15 protein-coding genes and 3 tRNA genes are annotated in these 20,376 nt (G+C 48.3%); 6 read left to right on the top strand and 12 right to left on the bottom strand.

Translation table 11 applies throughout. The annotated features are described in order from the left end of the window. The first annotated feature begins 32 nt into the window (after positions 1-32). From AZ602_RS05595 to AZ602_RS05590, 3 genes are all read left to right on the top strand, one after another. Positions 33-108, top strand: a tRNA-Gly gene (locus AZ602_RS05595). Positions 109-569: 461 nt separating this feature from the next. Then, positions 570-785: a hypothetical protein gene (locus AZ602_RS10200; protein ID WP_227525186.1), complete on the top strand. Its 216-nt coding sequence runs from the start codon at positions 570-572 to the stop codon at positions 783-785. Then, positions 737-2,041, top strand: coding sequence for an amidase (locus tag AZ602_RS05590; protein WP_227525185.1), 1,305 nt, complete (start codon positions 737-739; stop codon positions 2,039-2,041). The genes AZ602_RS10200 and AZ602_RS05590 overlap by 49 nt, the downstream gene beginning before the upstream one ends. A gap of 141 nt (positions 2,042-2,182) precedes the next feature. On the opposite strand, the gene AZ602_RS05585 is transcribed toward AZ602_RS05590, so the two are convergent. The 4 genes from AZ602_RS05585 to AZ602_RS05570 form a co-directional block, all read right to left on the bottom strand. Then, complete coding sequence (locus AZ602_RS05585; RefSeq protein WP_103034080.1) at positions 2,183-3,511, bottom strand: AarF/ABC1/UbiB kinase family protein; 1,329 nt, start codon at positions 3,509-3,511, stop codon at positions 2,183-2,185. 99 nt (positions 3,512-3,610) lie between these two features. Then, positions 3,611-4,399, bottom strand: coding sequence for a HesA/MoeB/ThiF family protein (locus tag AZ602_RS05580; protein ID WP_103034104.1), 789 nt, complete (start codon positions 4,397-4,399; stop codon positions 3,611-3,613). Positions 4,400-4,407: 8 nt separating this feature from the next. Further along, positions 4,408-5,283, bottom strand: a complete 876-nt coding sequence (gene prmC, locus AZ602_RS05575; RefSeq protein WP_103034079.1) for a peptide chain release factor N(5)-glutamine methyltransferase — start codon at positions 5,281-5,283, stop codon at positions 4,408-4,410. A 2-nt stretch (positions 5,284-5,285) separates the two neighbouring features. Then, positions 5,286-6,833 carry an MFS transporter gene (locus AZ602_RS05570; RefSeq protein ID WP_103034078.1) on the bottom strand — a complete coding sequence of 516 codons (1,548 nt, stop codon included), beginning with the start codon at positions 6,831-6,833 and terminating at the stop codon, positions 5,286-5,288. Positions 6,834-7,028: 195 nt separating this feature from the next. Here AZ602_RS05570 and AZ602_RS05565 point away from each other — a divergent pair, with 195 nt between their 5' ends. Then, a complete protein-coding gene (locus AZ602_RS05565; RefSeq protein WP_103034077.1) occupies positions 7,029-7,973 on the top strand; it encodes a LysR substrate-binding domain-containing protein in 945 nt (314 codons plus the stop codon). Positions 7,974-8,015: 42 nt separating this feature from the next. Here AZ602_RS05565 and AZ602_RS05560 read toward each other — a convergent pair whose 3' ends face one another. The 6 genes from AZ602_RS05560 to AZ602_RS05535 form a co-directional block, all read right to left on the bottom strand. Beyond that, positions 8,016-8,927, bottom strand: a complete 912-nt coding sequence (locus AZ602_RS05560; protein WP_103034076.1) for a bestrophin family protein — start codon at positions 8,925-8,927, stop codon at positions 8,016-8,018. Positions 8,928-9,031: 104 nt separating this feature from the next. Further along, entirely contained in the window at positions 9,032-10,270 is a 1,239-nt protein-coding gene (alr, locus tag AZ602_RS05555) for an alanine racemase (RefSeq protein WP_103034075.1), read from the bottom strand. A 140-nt stretch (positions 10,271-10,410) separates the two neighbouring features. Further along, positions 10,411-10,487, bottom strand: a tRNA-Asp gene (locus tag AZ602_RS05550). A 4-nt stretch (positions 10,488-10,491) separates the two neighbouring features. After that, a tRNA-Val gene (locus AZ602_RS05545) sits at positions 10,492-10,567 on the bottom strand. Positions 10,568-10,806: 239 nt separating this feature from the next. Next, complete coding sequence (gene murU / locus AZ602_RS05540) at positions 10,807-11,520, bottom strand: N-acetylmuramate alpha-1-phosphate uridylyltransferase MurU (RefSeq protein WP_103034074.1); 714 nt, start codon at positions 11,518-11,520, stop codon at positions 10,807-10,809. A gap of 1 nt (position 11,521) precedes the next feature. Further along, a complete protein-coding gene (locus tag AZ602_RS05535) occupies positions 11,522-12,568 on the bottom strand; it encodes an aminoglycoside phosphotransferase family protein (protein WP_103034073.1) in 1,047 nt (348 codons plus the stop codon). Positions 12,569-13,049: 481 nt separating this feature from the next. Here AZ602_RS05535 and AZ602_RS05525 point away from each other — a divergent pair, with 481 nt between their 5' ends. Next, entirely contained in the window at positions 13,050-15,845 is a 2,796-nt protein-coding gene (locus AZ602_RS05525; RefSeq protein ID WP_227525184.1) for an LPS-assembly protein LptD, read from the top strand. A gap of 312 nt (positions 15,846-16,157) precedes the next feature. Continuing rightward, entirely contained in the window at positions 16,158-17,459 is a 1,302-nt protein-coding gene (locus AZ602_RS05520) for a peptidylprolyl isomerase (RefSeq protein WP_103034071.1), read from the top strand. A gap of 138 nt (positions 17,460-17,597) precedes the next feature. On the opposite strand, the gene AZ602_RS05515 is transcribed toward AZ602_RS05520, so the two are convergent. Both AZ602_RS05515 and AZ602_RS05510 read right to left on the bottom strand, forming a co-directional pair. Then, entirely contained in the window at positions 17,598-18,449 is an 852-nt protein-coding gene (locus AZ602_RS05515) for a peptidoglycan DD-metalloendopeptidase family protein (protein ID WP_227525183.1), read from the bottom strand. Between the two features lie 256 nt (positions 18,450-18,705). Then, positions 18,706-20,376 carry a fructose-specific PTS transporter subunit EIIC gene (locus tag AZ602_RS05510; protein WP_103034069.1) on the bottom strand — a complete coding sequence of 557 codons (1,671 nt, stop codon included), beginning with the start codon at positions 20,374-20,376 and terminating at the stop codon, positions 18,706-18,708.

Here is a 20,376-nt window from a genome sequence, read left to right as displayed (position 1 = left end):
GGCAAATTATGCTATATAATATGCCACACAACGCGGGAATAGCTCAGTTGGTAGAGCACAACCTTGCCAAGGTTGGGGTCGCGAGTTCGAATCTCGTTTCCCGCTCCAAATTTTAAAAAGTCCAAATCGAACGGTTTGGGCTTTTTTGTTGTTTAAAATCAAGGGTTTGGGTAGTTGTTTATTTGTATTATTGCGTGACCACTTTTCTTTACTTGGTCACTGCCGATTTTGATGGTGACCAAAAGGTGTCCACTTTGGTGACCAAAGGTGTTTTTTGACACACAGTGTAAATTGCCAATTTGACCCCAACTCGTTTTTATGCCATCTTTTTCAATCTTAAGTATAAATAAGTAATTTGCCAACAAGAAGTATTTTGTAAATTGAAATTAATATCATTTGATAGAAAAGCAACATTTAATCCGTGTCATCCAAAGGCTAAAAAGTTCATTGTTACAGCCACCTGCAGCAAAACCCATCTATCACCAATTTCAAAAATCTGATAAGCTTAGGATTGAGCCAATAACGGAGTATTTAGAACTTACTAAAACCACAAAAAACAAGGAGCGTGTATGTTCAAAGAATACAGTCAATACGATGCCATTGGACTGGCCAAGCTGATTGATGATGGGCAAATCAGCCCAAAAGAAGCTCTGCTGGCAGCCATAGATCGCGCCGATCGCCTAAACCCCAAATTAAACGCCATCATTCACCGCTTTGACGATCGGGCATTGGCAGCGTGCGAAACATTGCCCAGGGGGCGTTTTTTGGTGTACCGTTTTTATTAAAAGACTTATTGTACGAATACGCAGGCGAGCCTTTGTGTATGGGCAGTCGCAGTGTGCGCATCACGCCAAAGCGCGATAACGAAATCGTCAAACGCATCAAACAAGCAGGACTGAACAGCTTTGGCAAAACCAATACCCCAGAATTTGGATTGATCATCACCACCGAACCCAAAGCCTTTGGACCCACACATAACCCTTTTAAGCATGGCTACAGCACGGGCGGCTCGTCAGGTGGCAGTGCTGCTGCTGTCGCCAGTGGCATTGTACCGATGGCGGCCAGCGGCGATGGCGGTGGTTCCATCCGTTTTCCTGCGGCGTGGTGCGGCGTCTTTGGACTAAAGCCCACGCGTGGCAGAAACCCCATTTCATCCGTCTTGGGCGAAGATTGGCTTGGCGCAGTGGCAAACCATGTCATCACACGCTCAGTGCGTGACAGTGCGATGATGCTGGATGTGCTAAACGGTGCAGAGCTTGGTGCGCCTTTTATATTGCCGTCTGACAGTTTTTATCAAGCAAGCCAAACACCGCCCAAACGCCTAAAAATCGCCCTGCACCAACACCCCTTGGTCGCCAATACACCGATTGATAAGGATGTGATGGATTGCCTTCACACCACCGCCAAGCGGCTTGCCGATATGGGGCATATCATTGAAGAAGCGGAGCCTGATGTGGACATCGAGCGTTTGTGGCAGGACTTTTTGGTGGTGGTCGGTTGTCACACGGCGCATTTGATAGATGACATTGCGCGCACGCACGGCAAAGCGATGATTGCAGGCCTTGAGCCACAAACACAAAATCTTGCCATGTTTGGCAGATCCATGACGGCACCGGATTTATTACATGCCAAACAAGGCTGGCACAGCGTGCGTTATCAAGTGGATAAACTGCTACAGGACTACGATGTCATACTCTGCCCCACCGTACCGACACCTGCTGTGCCACATGGACAACTGCCACCAAAGCCTGTGGATGAGTTTATGATGAATCTTAGCAATCCTTTTAAATTTGGTAAATTATTGCTCAAATCAGGCATCGTAGAAAAATTAAGCCACCCTGTACAATCCAAGATGGCGTTCACCATGCTTGCCAATATCACCGGCATGCCTGCGATGAGTATGCCTTTGGGTCTAAGTCGTGATGGCTTACCGATCGGTGTGCAGATGATTGCACGGCTTAACGATGAAAAGACCCTATTTGCCATCGCAGGCGAGATGGAGCGGGCTGGATATTTTATTCAAACACCAATGGATGATTGATAAGCGCAACTGTGATGCGTCTATTAAAGCACGGCAGATGTATTGATTGAGCATTTGCAAGTGTTGGCGTGACTTGGATGGATGAATGAGTGATGGATTAGATAGACTAGGTATATCCAATCCATCAAAATGCAGATTTTGTTAATTCAACTTCACCAAATCCAAACGCTCACCTTCAAACAATTCCATATCAGGCGCAAGCGTCACCATAAAGCGATCAAAGTACAATAGTTGCTTGACAAGCAGTGCAAAATCTCTAGGGAAATGGATGCCGTGTCGTTTGCCGATTTCCACCATCTCAAGCATCATGGCATTTAAGCTGTCGTTATTGGCATCTGCTTTTGCAGCTGTCTGGGTGTTTGGCGTGATTTTACCAAGCATCTTGTGCAAATCATCCGCCAGACGATCAATATCCATCTTGTCAGCTGTATGCGTCATGCCGATATTCACCATCGCTTGTGCCATACCACGATAATCGCTGATTTGCAGACTCTGCACCAGACCAAAGCACGCCTGCAAACTACTCGGCTGAATCTGACCCATCAAGCCAAAGTCCAAAAAGGCAATACGCCCATCATCCAGTAGCATCAGATTCCCTGCGTGCAAATCAGCATGAAACTCCCCTGTCATCATCAAGGATAAAAACCAAGTATCCAGCACATCACTCATGATCTGCTTGCTGTTTCGCCCTGCTGTGCCATCCCATATCAGACTGTCGTCAATAAGTGATTTACCCATCAACAGATCCATCACCAGCACACGCTTGGTGGAGAGTGCATGATGCACAGTCGGTGCGGTGACTTTGGTGTTGCCGACTTGTTTTAGATGTGCCAAAAACTGCTCAATATGGCGACTTTCGGCGATAAAATCCGTCTCAGCCAGCATCCGAGCACGCATCTCATCGACGATGGGAGCAAGATTGGCTGCCTTAAGATTTGGCACAAGCTTTTCAAGCGTCCAAAACACACTATGCAGCACGCTCAAGTCCGTGTGCATCACAGTATCGACATTAGGTTTTTGCACTTTGAGCGCCACTTGTCTGCCGTCTGCCAGCACTGCCTTATGCACCTGTGCGATACTTGCTGATGCCAGTGGCACAGGATCGATGTACGAAAAAATATCACCCAAACCACGGCTATCGGTCTCAAGCTCTTCAATCAGTACTGAGCGAATCTTGGCAAATGGCACTGGCGTCGTCTGATCCAGACAGCCCTGAAATGCCAGCACATATTCACGCGGAAAAATCGATGGCGTACTGGCGATAAACTGCCCAAGCTTGATATAAGTCACGCCCATCTGCTCAAAGGCTTCACGCAAGAGCTGCGCATCCATCTGATCGCCTTTGGCAACTCTTAGGGCAGATAAGCCTGCGACACTGGCGGTTTTTTGTAGGCGAGATAGGACATTGACACCTAGATTTAGCTGTTTTTTGGCGAATTGTAATGGATTTTTGGTAAATTTATTTTGCATAAGTCATTATTTTTTAATGGTAATAAACAGTAATAGCACTGATGCGATAATTCAAATAGCGATTGTACTGTGGCATTATGATGGTATTCACACCCAAAATCAAGCACCGCTACAAACCGCACAGTCAGGATCGATGGTATAGCTTAGATGCTTGAGCGTCATTGATTGCCCCTGCCAAATCAATAGTTGATTGGCAATCGCATTAATGCCCCTACCCAAAAAACTCAGTGCGATTTGCGATGCCATCGCACCGATGATTGCCACAGTGCTGGCCAGCACGCCAGATGTCGCACAGGTCATCTCATCACCTGTATCATCACCAAATACGCACTGATAACAGCCTGTATCTTGTGTATATAGAGCAATCTGCCCTGTCTCAGCAATGGCGGATGTGGATAATAATGGCAAGTGATTTGCTCGGCAGGTTCGGTTTAATAAATCACGAATTGCAAAATTATCCGTGCAATCAATCACCAAATCCGCACCGACAATCAGCTGCTGCACATTATCCTGTGTCAATCGCTCAGTGATTGCCACAATATCCGTCAGTGCATTGTGCTGATGTAGTGATGACTTTGCGACGATGGCTTTTGGTTTGCCGATATCAGCATCGTGATATAAGGACTGTCTTTGTAAGTTGCTGACATCAATATCATCATGATCAATAAGACTTAGTCGCCCTATCCCTGCACGGGTCAGTATCGTCGCGATTGGACAGCCAAGTCCGCCCATGCCAACGATGATGGCATGGCTGTTTTTGAGCCGTAACTGTGCATCGATATCCCAGTCATCGAGTAGGATTTGGCGAGCATATCGCATCAACTCAGCATCGCTTAGATGGTTGGCTTGGGTGCTGATTAAACTGTCTGTTGTGCTTGTTGTCGTCATGTTATCCATTAATCACTGATAGGTCTAAACCCAAGCGTAATGCGGTCATTATCGCCATAATCCTTAAGTGTCCGCACATCGCTAAGTCCTACACTGCTCAGAATCTCACGCACCGCCAGCCCCTGATCATAGCCATGCTCGATGACGATCAGTCCACCTGCTTTTAGGTGCTGATGCACGCCATGAGCGATGCTAATGATATCCGCCAAGCCATCTTGATCGGCGACCAACGCAGTGACTGGCTCATGTGTCAATGATGCCATATGTGCATCATCTTTGGCGATATAGGGTGGATTACTGACGATGATGTCAAATTCGCCATCAATCTTATCATACCAATCAGAGTGTATCAGCGTGCAGTTGTCCGTGCCAAGCCTGCTTGCGTTATCTGTGGCGACCGCTAGAGCCTGCGGCGAATAATCCACCGCCACTACCGATGATGACGGTAATTCTAACGCCAAAGTAATGCCAATACACCCAGTGCCCGTACCCAGATCTAGGATGCGTGGTGATGTATCGATACTGCCTTGCTTGACAATATCCAGCACCGTCTCAATCAAAATCTCCGTATCCGCCCTAGGAATCAGCGTATGGGCATTGACCTTAAATTCACGCCCCCAAAACCCCTGCATCCCTGTCAAATATGCCAGCGGCTCACCAGTCATCATCCGAGCGATGCCACCGCTGAGCTGTATCACTTCATCATCACTTGGCACATAATCCGAATCCGTGATCAAAAATACCGATGGTCGATTGAGCACCGCAAGTAGCCAGCCATCCAACCAATGACGCGGCAAATTCTGCGACTGCCAACTGGCAAACACCTGCCGAATGCGTGCAATCGACAGGTGTTTTAGCTGATTATAAATACTTAATTCATCCATCATCAATCGCCAATCTGTGGCTCGCTGATGTCAATGTGCTTGTTGACCAAATAAATCAACAGCAGTACAGGCACACCAACCAAGAAAGTAAAGCCAAAGAAAAATGCATAGCTTGTCGCATCAACGATTGCACCCGAGTAGCCGCCCATCAGCTTCGGCGCTAATGTCATCAATGATGAGAACAATGCATACTGCACCGCTGTAAAGCGAATCGATGTCAATGCCGACAAGAAAGCGATAAATACCGCACTGGCCAGACCTGCCGCCAAGTTATCGGTAATCACCGCAAAGTACATCATCGGCACAGTCGGTGTCATAAATAGCAGAATAAATAGCAAGTTGGTTACACACGCCAAAATCGCACCGACACTCATTGCCTTCATGATATTCATCTTTTGGGCAAGCCAGCCCCCGATAAAGCCGCCACCGATACTGGCGACCACGCCCATGACCTTGACCGCATCAGCGATTTGGGTCTTACTAAAGCCCAAATCTTGATAAAAGATATTTGAAATATTCCCTGCAATCACATCACTGATACGATACAGACCAATCAAAGCAAGCAGTAGCAGTGCTTTTTTGCCATAGCGAGCAAAAAAATCCGCCACAGGCTCTACCCAAGTTTTCATCGCTACCGATTGGGCGACCACGCCTACTTTGACCAGTGCATAGCCAATCACAGTAAACGCCACAAAGCTTGAGATAAACTGCACGCAGCCATACAAAAAGCCTGCTAATACGCTTTCGGTCTCAGGCAATACACCGCCTATCGTACGATAAGTGATGATAAAGCCCACCACAGACAGCACGAATACCAGCACCAAACACAGATAATCACGGGTCTCATTGGTGATTGGCTTGATGGCGACTTTTGGCTCACGGATGATGAGTGTCGTCGCCACACCGATGAGCATCACTGCCGCCATGATCAGATAAGTTTTTTGCCAAGCCAGATAATTATAAGCTTCCATCGTCGAACCAAAAAAGTCCGCCAAATACAAAGCCCCTGCACCTGAGACAATCATCCCCACACGGTAACCCGCCACATAGGTCGCTGACAAAGCAGGCTGCATATCCGCTGGTGCTGACTCGATACGATAGGCATCGATGACAATATCTTGGGAAGCCGATGAAAAACCCAGTAGCACCGCCCCTGCCGCCATGACACCAAGCATCTGCTCACTGCCTTGGGGATTGGTCATTGCCATCAATACCAGTGCGGTGATGATCATCACTTGGGTCAGTAGTAGCCAACCACGACGACGACCAAGCAGACGGGTCAGAATCGGTAACGGCAACGCATCCACAAGTGGCGCCCAAATAAACTTAAACGAATAACCTAATGCCGCCCAGCTAAACATCGTCACGGTCGCACGATCAATCCCTGCTTCACGCAGCCAAAGCCCTAGGCTTGAAAACACGAGCAAAATCGGAATGCCTGCTGCAAAGCCCAAAAACGCCAAAGCCAATGCCTGTGGATTAAAATACGCCTTTGTAAACGCTTGCCAAGCACTGACTTGCGTCGATTGGTCAATATTTGTACCGCTCATAGTTTACCAGCCCATCATCATGATTTGGTGCCATTATCGATGATTGTGACGCCAAATCTGGTTTGTCAATTCATAAAGGCCACATTTTACCGTATTTTTGATGGATTTGTTATTAATTTTGCATTTTATCCTACCTTTTTTTATAAAAATTCGGTATGATTAACTATTTTTATTTATTGATTCACAAGGGCAATTATGGCAATTGACATCGTCATCAATCAGCGACATTTGCAAATTCAGCTTAAGCAACTAGAAACCGTTTGGCATACTGTGGTCAATGGCTATAATCTCAGCCAAGCCGCTGAGCTGCTACACACCAGCCAATCAAGCTTATCCAAGCAAATCGCCGCCCTAGAAAATCAGCTCAAGGCCGATGTGTTTACTCGCCAAGGCAAGCGTCTGACTGGACTTACGCCGATTGGCAAGGCATTATTGCCGCACATTGAGGCGATTTTTGCTGAGATTCGCACCATCGAAAATTTAAGCCTTGATTTTAATAACGCTCAAGCAGGCACTTTGACAGTTGCCACGACGCACACGCAAGCGCGCTATGTGCTACCGCAGATTGTCAAAGAGTTTCGCCAAAAATTTGATAAAGTCAATCTTGTGCTACAGCAAGCTGACCCTGAGACCATCGCCCAGATGGTGATCCGTGGACAAGCCGATATCGGCATCGCCACTGAATCCCTGTTGAATAATGATGTCCTACGCTGTCATCGCTATTATGATTGGTCGCACGTGGTCATCGTCCCAAAAGATCATGAGCTGGCGGTATTTGCCGATCAAGTCGATGGCATTGACTTGCCAACTTTGGCAAGCTATCCGATTGTCACTTATCATGGTGGCTTTACTGGTCGTGGTGCGATTGACAAGAGCTTTGAGACAGCAGGCTTTGCCCCTGATATTGTACTGGCGGCACTTGACTCGGATGTGATCAGTACCTATGTCTCGGCAGGCCTTGGCATCGGCATCATCGCTGAGATGGCGTATCAGCCCAAGCATTATCCTGATTTGGTAGCCATTCCTGTGACTTATTTTGGTCGCTTTACCAGTTGGATTGCGGTGCGTGATGACAGCGAGATTCGCAAATTTGGTCATGAATTTATCAAGCTGTGCCAAGCGCAGTTTGGTGATGTGTGACCCAAAATCACGGTTCGATGCATTTATAGATGATCACTGCGCTCAGCTAAAATTAAAATTCTTATCCATCTGCCAAGGCTCAGGCAGCGGTCGATCCATCAACATCAAAGTCTCTCGCTCGATCAAACGCACCATGGTATCGAGCGCCAGATCATGATGATCGCGCCCAAATGGCTCTTCTAGCTGCTGCGCCAATTCATCCAAACCCAGCAATAAATAGCAAATAAAACCAACCAACAGCGGCGTCCATAAGCCCATTACCGACTGTAAGCCAAACGGCAACATCCAACAAAAACAGTACACCGCGCGATGCAGCAGCGCCGAATACGGAAATGGTAATGGTGTGCCATGAATGCGATCACAGCCAGCTTGGATATTGCCCATCTCAATCACATGCTTTTGGATACTCATATAAATAATATCACTGATGTGGCCTTGTTTGACGGCATCAATCAGCTGCTGCTGCATCGACTCTAGCACGCGCTGCGGGGCATTGATCTGGTTATCAAGCCAATCCAAATGCGCCTCATCAATCTGAGTGTAAGCAAATTGTGCGCGGTGAATGGGCTGGCCACGCAAGCGATCTCGCAGCGTCGCCACAAACATCAGCATCTGATACAGCAGCACTTGCCTGTCTTTGGCTGGCAAAAAATGACTGTCACGGCTCAGATGGCGCGTATTGGCAATCAGCGCGCCCCACAACTTACGCCCCTCCCACCAGCGATCATAGCAGGCAGTGTTGCGAAACCCCAAAAAGATCGAGATCACCACACCAAAGATGGTAAAACCTACTGCAGGCACCGCAGTGATATCAAACCAATGGTATCGGGTCAACAGTCCAGACAGCAAGGACAGTAGCATGATACCCAAGATCGTCGGCAGCACTCTGGGCAGCACGGTACCGCGCCATACGAACAAAAGCTTAAGGCTGTTTGATTTATCCCGAACAATCATTCTTCACCCAAAAGTAAAAGTAGCAGCCGCGCTGATGCACGGCTTATGATTTAAATTAAACTTAGATGCCCAAAGCCACCTGTACCGTATCATCAGATGATGGCTTAGGGCTTGATTAGGCGTGGATTTGAGTTGCCCCAGATGGTGTACAAATCGGCCAGCAATGCCTCGTTGATGTCCTCAATCTCAGCTTGGCTGATGCGTGCATCTGCTTGCGCACCATAGATGACCACCTCATCATTGATATTGACAGGCTGCTTGACGATGATATCGGTCACATCCACCATGGTGGTGTTCATCGAGGTCTTACCAAGTACTGGTGCACGCATGCCACCAATCAGCACCACGCCTTTATTGGTGAACGCACGGCGATAGCCATCAGAGTAGCCAAATGGCAAATTAGCCAGATATGAATCACGCATCAAAGTATGGGTGCCATCATAGCCAACGCTTGTCCCTGCAGGATAAAACTGCACAGAGGCAACTTTGGTCTTAAAGCTCATAATAGGCTTATAAGCAGGCTTGGCATCGATGGTGTCGCCATAGATCAGACCACCAGGGCGCACCATATCCAGATGACTCTCAGGCACTGCGATCGTGGCAAAAGAATTGGCGGTATGCAAGGTCAGCTTGTTACGATCAAGATTCGCCGCTTGGATCAGCCACTGGCTTTGTTCATTGAATTTTGCCAAGCGCTCACGCACGAAATCGACATCTTCATTGGCATAATGCGTCATGATGCCCGTGATGCGCAGATTTGGCAGTTTGGTGATCGCGATGGCATCACGCTGACCTGATGCACCATCCATATCGATGCCATTGCGATCCATCCCACCAGCATTCAGCGACAGATGATACTCGATGGTTTTGCCATGTTTTTGGGCGATGGCACTTAGTGCCTGTGCATGCTGCAAGCTGCCGGTCAGCTCAGTGATGCCGTATTCTAGCGCCGCCTCAGCCTCATCGCCACTGGCCAGACGCACGCGCATGATGGTGCCTTGATAGCCGTGCGCACGAGCGACACGCGCCTCTTCATTGCTGGCAATGCCGATGCACGGCACATTGAGCTTGTTGATACTTGGCATAAGCAGGTCAATGCCATTGCCATAGGCATCTGCCTTCATGATGGCGCAGATTTTGGTGTCATCTTTGAGTGTATTTTGTAGGCGTGTGATGTTATCTTCAAAGGCTTTGACATCGATCTCAAGATAAGCATTGGCTTTGTGGTGGTTGGCATAGCTGTAGTCACCATGCGTCTGTAACAGCGGAGCTGCGTGCGTGATGCTGACAGTCGTGATGGCAAGACTTGTCAAGATGGCAAGCGTAAGAGGACTTCGTTTCATAATCATTCCCTGTTGTTGCGATAAATTTGCTTTTGTATTTTATACGAAAATTTATCAGGGATAAAGATGGCAGCAGAAGTTTTTATGATAAAATTTTAACAAAAAAAATCCCAAGCGATTAAGCTTGGGATCTTCGAAGATGGCGCAGCGGACGGGGCTCGAACCCGCGACCCCCGGCGTGACAGGCCGGTATTCTAACCAACTGAACTACCGCTGCATAGTGGTGGGTGGTAACGGGATCGAACCGCTGACCCTCTGCTTGTAAGGCAGATGCTCTACCAACTGAGCTAACCACCCTAAAATGTCTTTTCCAATTTGGAAAACTGATACTGTGTCAAGGTATCACATTTTAAGTCTAGAACCAAACACGCTACAATGTGTTGCTGTGTTCGTTCGTTGTGGTGCGTATTATATAGAAATTTACGCCAGTGTCAAATACTTTTTGAGATAAAATATGAAAAAATAGCAACAAATTTTATAAGTTATTGATTTATTTCATATTTATTAATTATCTCAATCATCCCAATCTCGACTGCCTAAGATAAGCTGCGCCGGTTGTTGATGTACTGGGTGACCTGCGCCAGACGCTCAAGGGTACCAACATCAAACCAAGCCTTTTGCATATGCTCGCCTGTGACTTGCCCCTTGGCCATCGCAGCTTTTAGGCGCGGAGCCAATGCTGCGACCTCTTGACTACCGACATCGGCAACGATCTTAGGCGACATCACACTGATGCCAGCAAAAGTCAAGGCATCGCCCTTACCGCTTTTGGCCTGTACGCGTCCATTGATCAACTCAAAGTCGCCCGATGGATGATGTTCTGGATTATCCACCAACAATAAGTGCGCCAGATCATCACCCAGCTGATGCGCCATCAGCGGTGCAAAATCACACTCGCTCCACACATCGCCATTGACCAAAATAAACGGCTCATTTTTTAATAAACCCTGCTCCAAAGCATATTTGATGCCGCCAGCAGTCTCCAAAGGCTCACCTGCTTCCACTGAGATCTGAAGGCTGATACCCAGCTGATCAGGCAGGTTCAATGCCTCAAGCCCCTGAATCAGCACATCAGACAGATAGCCAGCATTTAGGACAATGTGTGTGATGCCAGCTGCTGCCAGACGCTCGATATGCCATACGATCAAGGGCTTATCAGCGACAGCGATCAGCGGCTTTGGGGTGGTGAGCGTCAGTGGGCGCATGCGCGTACCTTTGCCCGCCGCCAAGATCATCGCTTGGTGAATCATCTTACGCCCCCTGCTCTTTGCTGTTGGCAAAACGATTCTGATAAGCTGCCAGAACTTCAGCATTCAGCCACTGCAAAAACTCGCCATACACAGGCGCAGCGCCATGTGCCTGTAGCCAGTCAAGCTCGGTCAATAGATCACGCATCACCTTGGGGATATCGTTTAGATATCGGCGCTTGCCATCACGCTCAGACAGACGGATAAAGATGCCCAGCACCTTTAGATGACGCTGCACGCCCATGACATTAGTCTCGGCAATAAAGCTGCCAAAATCCACTTTGGGATTGATCAATTCATAAAACTCAAGAATGCGCTTTTCGACCCATTTTTCGTCATAATCGATATAAGCATCGCGCACCAAACTCACCAAGTCATAAGTATAAGCACCAATCACCGCATCTTGAAAATCGATCACGCCCAGCGCATCACTGCCTTTATCGGCCATCAGATTGCGGCTGTGATAATCACGATGCACAATCACAGATGGCTGCTTGGCGATATCGGTGATCAGCTGTGCTTTTAGCGCCTGCCAAACTGCTTTGGCATAATCATCCATCGACACATTGACATACGGCAAAAACCACGCCTCAAACAGATCCATCTCTTGATGAAGTTTGTCATCGGTATATAAAGGCAAATCCACATGCGTATCCAGACTGTGCAATGAAGCAAGTGTGGATAATGCTTGACTATAATACACATCTTTATGCTTGGCATCATCACGGATCAGATGCGCAAATTCTACTGTGCCAAAGTCTTGTAATAACAAAAACCCACGCTCAATGTCACGCGCGATGATGTCAGGCACATTCACCACCTCGCTCATGATGTCCGCCACATGCACAAATTCGGTGACGCTTTCTTTTTCGGGAGGTGCATCCATCAAAAGATAGGTCATCTCGGCCTTACCCATCTCAGCTATCACTGGCAAATGAATGCGGTGATAACGGCGAAAACTGGCATCCCCTGGCAGACTTTCAACACGAAAGCCTGCTGCCAAATTGGCATTTAAAAAGCTCATCATTTCAGTATGGCGCAGATCATTCATAGTTCATCTCTTAATTAATATACGTTAAGCAGTCCATCGGGCGGTAAGTCATACACGGTTGGCAAGGGATTTTTATCGCATGGATCATGGCGCTACCCACCATTTGATCACCAACGCCAAAAAAAAATCCCAATTCACACCAAACCATCAACTCATATGATCAAAAAATCAGTCTCATATGACCGCCAAATTTGGCAGTAGTTTAGCGGATTTTGCCGATTTTCACCAGTAAAATTACAAAAAAATCCCTGCTACCCAACACCCAAAAACCCCTAAGCCTGCGCCATCACATCAGCATGATTGGCATGGCATTTTTAGTTTTGGACTTCAATAGTCTTAATGCACAGCCATTAAATCACACGCATCATGATCACCACCAAGTCATTCACCACTTTGATAAAAAAATAATCGCACGCATCAGCGATAATGGTGTAAAATAGCCAAAATTTGATTGTGTCGTTAATATTGAAAAGGTCATATCGTGATTTGCTCTCGTACTCGTCTGAATCAGCCCGTCAGCCAACACACCCCAAAAACTTATTTGGCTGTGGCAATTCGCTGCGCGCTGTTTGGTGCAGTCAGCCTGCCTTTTATAATGCCGGCTCAGGCTCAAACAACCACTGACATTGCACCCAAGCCCACTTTGTCAGACACTCAGGCAGCTGATATTCAGCCGATGACCGACACTACGCCAGCTGATGCCAATGCTTTTGATGGCTTTGATTTTAGTGCCATCGACGCCCAAGCTCAAGCAAACGAAGTGCCTGCAGTACAGGCGCAAGCACAGCCATCAAGCACCGCGATGGATGATTTTGTAGCGCAAAGTCAAGATGCTGCACCAACCGATGACAAACCTGCACTGGGTCAGCAGATCGCTGAAAAGTTAGGGATGGATAATGGCGTCGCCAAAAGCCGAAGTCTTGCCAAGCTTGCCGAGAATTATCAAGCCAAACCCAGCCAAGATGCGCGCTGTCAAGGCGTTTGGGTGCAGCCGATCAGCCAAGCTCCCAGAACTCAAGGCAGCAGCATCGCACGCATCGATGACAATGGCAATCCGCTGCCAGCTGATACCATCTTTGCCCAAGCAGACTATGGCTACTATGATGCTGTATCCTATGCTGAGCTATCAGGCAATGTCATCGTCGAACAAAATGGTCAGCAAGTCATCGCCGATAAAGTGACTTTGGATACGATCACAGGCCAAGCCATCGCCCAAGGCCAAGTGCAGTTTAGCGATGGTCACGATCCAGCTGCCAAATCAAGCACTGGCATCATCGGTGTCGCCGAAAATCTAGCGTACAGCACTGATGGCAAGACCGCGCGCGCCCAAGATGTGGCCTTTGCCAGTACTGCCATCAATGCACACGGCTATGCTGGGCAGATGCAAAAAGTCAGTGACAGCCAATATCAACTTGAAGATGTGATGTTCACCACCTGCCCACCGACAGAGCGCAAATGGTATCTGGATGCCAGCAGCATTGATATTAACAGCGAAACTGGCCGCGCGGTGGCAAAAAACGCCACTTTACGCATCAAAGAAGTACCTGTGTTTTATTTGCCGTACTTTAATTTTCCAATTGACAATCGCCGTGCATCAGGCTTTTTGTTGCCGAGTATGGGCTTTGGCTCATCAGACAGCTTTGAGATCAGCACACCGTATTATCTGAATTTGGCACCCAATTATGATGCTACGATCACCCCGACCATTTTCACCAACCGCAATCCGATGCTGACGGGTGAGTTTCGCTATTTGACCGAAAATTATGGTTCAGGGGAGCTGACTGCTTCTTATCTGCCAAGCGATCGCCAGTATCAAGATGAAGATCGCAGCCGCGTGCGCTTTGATCATCGCTGGCAGCCCAAGCAGTTTGATAAGATCAATGCTTATGCACAATATCAATATGTCTCCGATGCCAATTATCTGTCCGATTTTGATACGCTAGGGCTTGAGACCACTAAGCTGAATCTACCACGACGCATCGGCGCAAGTTTCTTGGATGAAAATGTATCAGCTGATTTGCGCTTTGAAGATTTTCAGCGATTGGAGGGTTATGACATCAACGGTAATCCGATTGCTGACAAAGACCGCCCTTATGCCAGACTGCCGCAGCTATCGGTGAATTATCACCTGCCAAAGTCGTGGATGGGCGTGCCTGAAGGCTTACAAATCAGCGGCGTGCATAACTCCGCCTACTTTAAAAAAACCATCACAGATAACTCAGAACCCGAAAAAAGCGGCGCCAGAATGTTTAACCAAATCAGCGCCAGCTACCCACTGTTGCGTTCATGGGGCTATGTCACCCCCAAGCTTGCTTTGTCGCATCTGTACACCAGTTACGATGAAGACAGTCTGGCTGATCAAAACTTAAGCAAGCAAGATGGCAGCTATTCGGTCTTTGCGCCGACTGTGAGCATTGATAGCGGTCTGTTCTTTGAAAAATCAGGCGCTCCGTTTTTATTTAAAGATGCAGGCGGTCATCAAGTATTGACACCACGACTGCATTACACCTACACGCCATTTAAAGATCAACAAAACATCCCTAATTTTGAGACTACCTTGGGGCAGCTCAGTTACGAGCAGCTACTGGCCAACAGCTGGTTCTTAGGCTATGATCGCATCCAAGATCTGCACGCGCTTACCCCTGCCATCAGCTATCGCTATGTCGATGGTCAAGGCCGTACTCGCATCGAGGCTGGCGTGGCTGAACAGATATTGCTTGATGATGTCCGTGTCGGCATTGATAACAGCGAAAATTTCAGTGGCACAAGCTCAGGCTTGGCTTGGCAAGCAAGCCTGCAACCTAAGCAAAATCTGTGGCTCGATGCCTCAGGATCATTTGCTACCAATTACGACCCGAACAGTTTTGTGGCACAAGTGCGCTATCAGCCTGATGACCAAAAGTTATTTAACCTTGGCATCATCGAGCGTAAAGAAAATCGCGCGATCAATCAAGCACCTTTGTCCGCCTATACTGCTGCTGCGATTTTCCCCATCAATAATCGTTGGCGTGTGATGGGTCAGGTTCAATATGATTATCATCAAAACTATGTGATGGATTCGCTGGTGGGGGTTAATTATGAAGATTGCTGTTATGGTCTGTCGATCTACGCGCGACGCTATCGCGATGCCTTCAACCCACATCAAGATCCGAACACCGCTGTGATGGCCGAGGTACGCCTAAATGGCATCACCAATGGCGGACGCCTAAACCGTCTGCTAAACGAGCGCGTACTGGGATATGATCAAGTTCAGCAAGCATGGCAGCGCGCTTACTGACTACCAAGCCTTGCTGCCGATTTGGACTAAGATTTGGCTGATGATCAGCTGCCCAAGATTTGACCCGTTATGCCATTGGGATAATGAAGAAACTTTGCTTGATATTATTAATTTTGTAAACTGATTATCATTATTTTGGGCGTCAGGTCAGCAGCATTTGACGATTGGTGTGGCAAGTGCTACACTTAGGCAATTTGATGAACAGCGCTTCTCAAGCGGCTTAACCAAAAGCACACTTGTGGCAGCGCTGCTTTTTGGCCATCGAAGTGTGTGATGGTTTCATGTTATTTATAGATATTTTAAGGATCATTCATGCAAGGCAAATTTCTCAACCACGCTTTGGCTGTCGCCCTGATTGGCTGCTTAAGCCTAACTGCACAGGCCTCCATCAGCGGAAATAGCACCGATGGCATCGCAGCTAAGGTCAATGACGAGATCATCCTAAAAAGCGAACTCAAAGCAGCCACCGAGATCGTGATGACTGAGCTTAACAAAACTGGCTCAAGCGTCACAGCTGCCGAAGCGCAAGCGATGGCACTTGATGGCCTGATCAATGAAAAGCTACAATTGGGTCTGATCAATCGCGCTGGCATGGTCGCTAATGACACCGTCATCAATCAACAGCTGCTCCAAGTCGCGCGCGCGCAAGGTCTTAACAGCCTATCTGAGCTACAAACCAAGCTGGATACCGAACGCGCTGGCAGTTATGCCGCCTTGCGCCAACAAATGATCCAAGATGCCGCCCTGCAAGCTTTATGGCAAAATCAAGTTCAAAGCCGTGTACGCATCAGCGATGATCAAGTCGATGCCTTCTTAAAAAGTCCAGAAGCTGCACGCCTAAACCAAAATCAATATCAGCTGCTGCACATTCGCGTCCCCTATCTAAATAACGATGCCACAGATCAAAATCGTGAGCAAGCCTTAGCGGCCGCTCAGCGCGTCAAATCTGACTTGGATGCTGGTGCATCTTTGGATCAAGTGCTAAGCCGCTCACGCCAAAATTACGCGCTCGCTCTGCAAGGCGCGGATACAGGTTTATTGCCAGCCACCAGCATTCCACCGACGATCCTAGCCCAAGCTGCCAATTTGACTGTTGGCCAAAGCTCAGCACCGATGGCGACCGCTAATGGCATCGATGTGGTGAAGCTTATCAATAAAGTTGAAGACAAAACAATCGTCTCAGAATGGCAAACCAGCCACATCCTAGCACGCGTCGATGGCAGCCAAAGCAATGCGATGGCCGAACAAAAGATCAATGCACTGTACCGCGAGCTACAACAAGGCGCTGATTTTGCCACATTAGCCGCGACTTACTCTGATGATGCAGGCTCAGCAGCACAGCGTGGCAGCTTAGGCTGGGTGAATGAAGGAGATATGGTGCCTGAGTTTGAGGCGATGATGAAGCAGACCGAACGCGGTGACTTTTCTGCACCATTTCGCTCACAATTTGGTTGGCACATCCTAAAAATCGATAACACCCGCCAAAGAGATGTCACCGAACAGTATCGCCGCTCTGCCGCGCGTGAGTTCTTATTCTCTCGCCAAGCACCTCAAGCCCAAGAAGATTGGCTGCAAGAGCTGCGCTCTGGTGCTTATATCCGAGTATTTGAATAATCCTTTTGTTCAAATAGGACAAAGCCCTCAACATCATGCTTAGATTTTGAGGGCTTTTTATTGTTTATCACAAATACCAAAAACCCCAAGATCACAGATCTTGGGGCAGTGATGTGATCGATGCCATCGTCACGCGGATTATTTTAATACTGTCAATGGATCGACATACACGCCATTTCTGGCAATGCGAAACTCAAATAAAGCTGAGCCGCCAGCTTGGTTTTTCATACTGGCGATGCGCTGGCCAGTACGAACGGTATCACCCGTTTTGACTTGTGCGTCTTTGATGTGGATATAGCTGGATACAAAGCCATTGGTATGCTGAATGACGATGCTTGCGCCATCCATATTGCGATCAGCCTGTACGACTGTGCCTGAATTGCTGGCATTAATCGCATCCCCTTCTCTGCCTGAGAACCACATGCCGTTGCTGGTTACGGTCGATCCAGCGACGGTGGCCGTACCGAAGCGGCGTACCACAGGATTGCTGTTGCCCACAGGATAGCGGAACTGCATCACGCCTGAGCTGCCTGTGGCAAATGGTGCTTCGGCGCTGACGCTTGGCGCTGCCACTGGTTGAGGTGTTGGCGTGGGTGTTGGCGTTTGAGCTGCAGGACGACTTGGAGTGCTGGCAGGTCTTGGTGCTTGAACTGTGGTTTGGGTTGCGCCCGATCGGATGGCGCGTTCGCGTGCGCTGATGCTGCCCGTCCATAGTGTTAGCCATTGGCCAGTGTAGATGGTGTAGCTGCTGTTTAAGTTATTAAGCTGGCCGATCTCACGCCAGTTCAAGTTATAACGCTGCGCGATGCGACTAACGGTGTCGCCTTGCTTGACTTGGTAGCGATTTGGCACGCCTTTGCTGTCAGTGATCACCTGCGTGCTTGATGCACTGGCGCCTGTGCCAGCGGTGCTGTTATAAGTGGGTTTGCTGGCACATCCTGCCAATACACACATGGTTGCTGCACTGATTACCAAGCCAAATTGTTTCATAGATTTTTGGCTAGATACGCCGATCACACTATACACAATACACTTCCCGTTTAAAAACATTAACCAAAATCACCTGTTAGCACAAGCAATTCACCAAAATGTCGTCGATGAGCTGAGGTGTTACGACAAATGCGCCTATTGTAACATGCTCATAAAAAACACAAAACCCGCCAGCAGGCAGGTTTTGTATCTTTTTGTCAATGTTTTTTGCTCAAATTCATCCAGTTCCAAAACATTGATGAATCCTCACTGATGCTTAGGCGGCGACTTTGAGTTCAGGCAGCTGTTTTGGTTTAACCAGTGCATAGGCCACGCCCGTCAATAGACTGCCAGCACCGATGGCTACCAGATACATCAAGGCATGATTGACCGCACCTGGGATTAGTAGGACAAACACCCCACCGTGTGGTGCCACCAAAGTGATGTTAAATAGCGCCACCAATGCACCAGTCAGCACACCCCCTGCGATACAGCAAGGAATGACGCGTACAGGGTCTTTGGCAGCAAAAGGAATCGCACCCTCTGAGATAAAGCACGCACCCAAGACCACCGCGGCTTTACCGGCACTGCGTTCATTTTCGGTGAATTTTTTGGCCGCCAAAATGGTCGCAAGCCCGATGCCAATGGCTGGCACCATGCCACCTGCCATCGCTGCTGCCATCGGAAAATAACTTTCTGATGTCAACAGACCCACCGAGAACGCATACGCCGCCTTATTGATCGGCCCACCCAAATCCACACACATCATACCAGCCAAAATCATACCAAGAATCACAGCATTGGCCGTACCCATATTGGCGAGGAAGGTCTCCATCTGCGTCAAGACATAAGCCACTGGCGTGCCGATGACATAATACATAGATAGGCCAACAATCAGCGTACTAAATAGCGGAATGATCAAAATCGGTTTTAGTGCTTCAAGCGTCACAGGCAGTTGCAGTTTTTTGGCAAGAAATAGCGAGACATAACCTGCCAAAAAGCCTGCGGCGATACCGCCAAGAAAACCTGCGCCCAATGTGCCAGCCAGCGCACCACCTACCAAGCCTGCTGCAAGACCAGGACGATCAGCGATCGAATAAGCGATGTAGCCTGCCAATAGCGGCACCATCAAGCCAAATGCCGCCTTACCTGTACCCATCAAGGCTGCCGCCAATGAGCCTTCAACTTCAAACGCCTTAATCCCAAAAACAAAAGACAAAGCAATCAAAAGACCACCTGCCACCACCATTGGTAGCATATAAGAGACGCCTGTTAGCAGATGCTTATACACGCCTGCTTTTTGGGTATTGTCCGCTTTTTCGCTACTTGCCGTTTTTGATGAGCTAAGTAGTGATGCGGTAGCGATGGCGTCATCAAAGGCTTTATCGGTTTGCTTTAGTGCCACACCTGTGCCACAGCGATAAACCTTTTTACCGACAAAGCGGTCGGTATTCACCTCAATATCTGTCGCCAAAATCACAAAATCGGCGCGATCAATACTCTCTTGGCTAAGAATGCTCTTAGCACCCACAGAGCCTTGCGTTTCGACATCAATGGTGTAGCCACGACGCTCAGCACCCAGCTTCAATGCATCTGCTGCCATAAAGGTATGTGCCACCCCTGTCGGGCAAGCAGTAATCGCCACAAAATGCAGTGGCCGATCTGTCGTCTCAAAAACATCCATATTAGGCGCTGCAAATAAGGTCTGTAAATAGTCGCTGTCGGCAAATTCATCGCCATTAAGCTTGTGCGCTGCAAGATGGATCGAGCCTGCGCCATGTGCTGCTTCATCAGCGATGGTCACCATCGTCGCCCCTGCCAAAGGCTCATCGATGGCGGTGGTGATGCCGCGCGCTTGTAAGGCTTTGGCTAATTTTTTGGCGATAAGCAGCGCATGTGCTGATTCGCTTGCCACAGTGATGGCGACCGAAGAAGGGAAATTTTGCAT

It is taken from the genome of Moraxella sp. RCAD0137, assembly GCF_002894025.1.
Taxonomy (GTDB): Bacteria; Pseudomonadota; Gammaproteobacteria; order Pseudomonadales; family Moraxellaceae; genus Moraxella; species Moraxella porci.
Note: the sequence above shows the minus strand (reverse complement) of the source record. Positions and strands in the feature narration are given on the sequence as shown.

Coding starts and splice junctions, on each gene's coding strand:
- AZ602_RS10200 (WP_227525186.1), top strand. CDS start 570: ATGTTCAAAGAATACAGTCAATACGATGCCATTGGACTGGCCAAGCTG.
- AZ602_RS05585 (WP_103034080.1), bottom strand. CDS start 3,511: ATGCAAAATAAATTTACCAAAAATCCATTACAATTCGCCAAAAAACAG.
- AZ602_RS05580 (WP_103034104.1), bottom strand. CDS start 4,399: ATGACGACAACAAGCACAACAGACAGTTTAATCAGCACCCAAGCCAAC.
- prmC (WP_103034079.1), bottom strand. CDS start 5,283: ATGGATGAATTAAGTATTTATAATCAGCTAAAACACCTGTCGATTGCA.
- AZ602_RS05570 (WP_103034078.1), bottom strand. CDS start 6,833: ATGAGCGGTACAAATATTGACCAATCGACGCAAGTCAGTGCTTGGCAA.
- AZ602_RS05565 (WP_103034077.1), top strand. CDS start 7,029: ATGGCAATTGACATCGTCATCAATCAGCGACATTTGCAAATTCAGCTT.
- AZ602_RS05560 (WP_103034076.1), bottom strand. CDS start 8,927: ATGATTGTTCGGGATAAATCAAACAGCCTTAAGCTTTTGTTCGTATGG.
- alr (WP_103034075.1), bottom strand. CDS start 10,270: ATGAAACGAAGTCCTCTTACGCTTGCCATCTTGACAAGTCTTGCCATC.
- murU (WP_103034074.1), bottom strand. CDS start 11,520: ATGATTCACCAAGCGATGATCTTGGCGGCGGGCAAAGGTACGCGCATG.
- AZ602_RS05535 (WP_103034073.1), bottom strand. CDS start 12,568: ATGAATGATCTGCGCCATACTGAAATGATGAGCTTTTTAAATGCCAAT.
- AZ602_RS05520 (WP_103034071.1), top strand. CDS start 16,158: ATGCAAGGCAAATTTCTCAACCACGCTTTGGCTGTCGCCCTGATTGGC.
- AZ602_RS05515 (WP_227525183.1), bottom strand. CDS start 18,449: ATGAAACAATTTGGCTTGGTAATCAGTGCAGCAACCATGTGTGTATTG.
- AZ602_RS05510 (WP_103034069.1), bottom strand. CDS start 20,376: ATGCAAAATTTCCCTTCTTCGGTCGCCATCACTGTGGCAAGCGAATCA.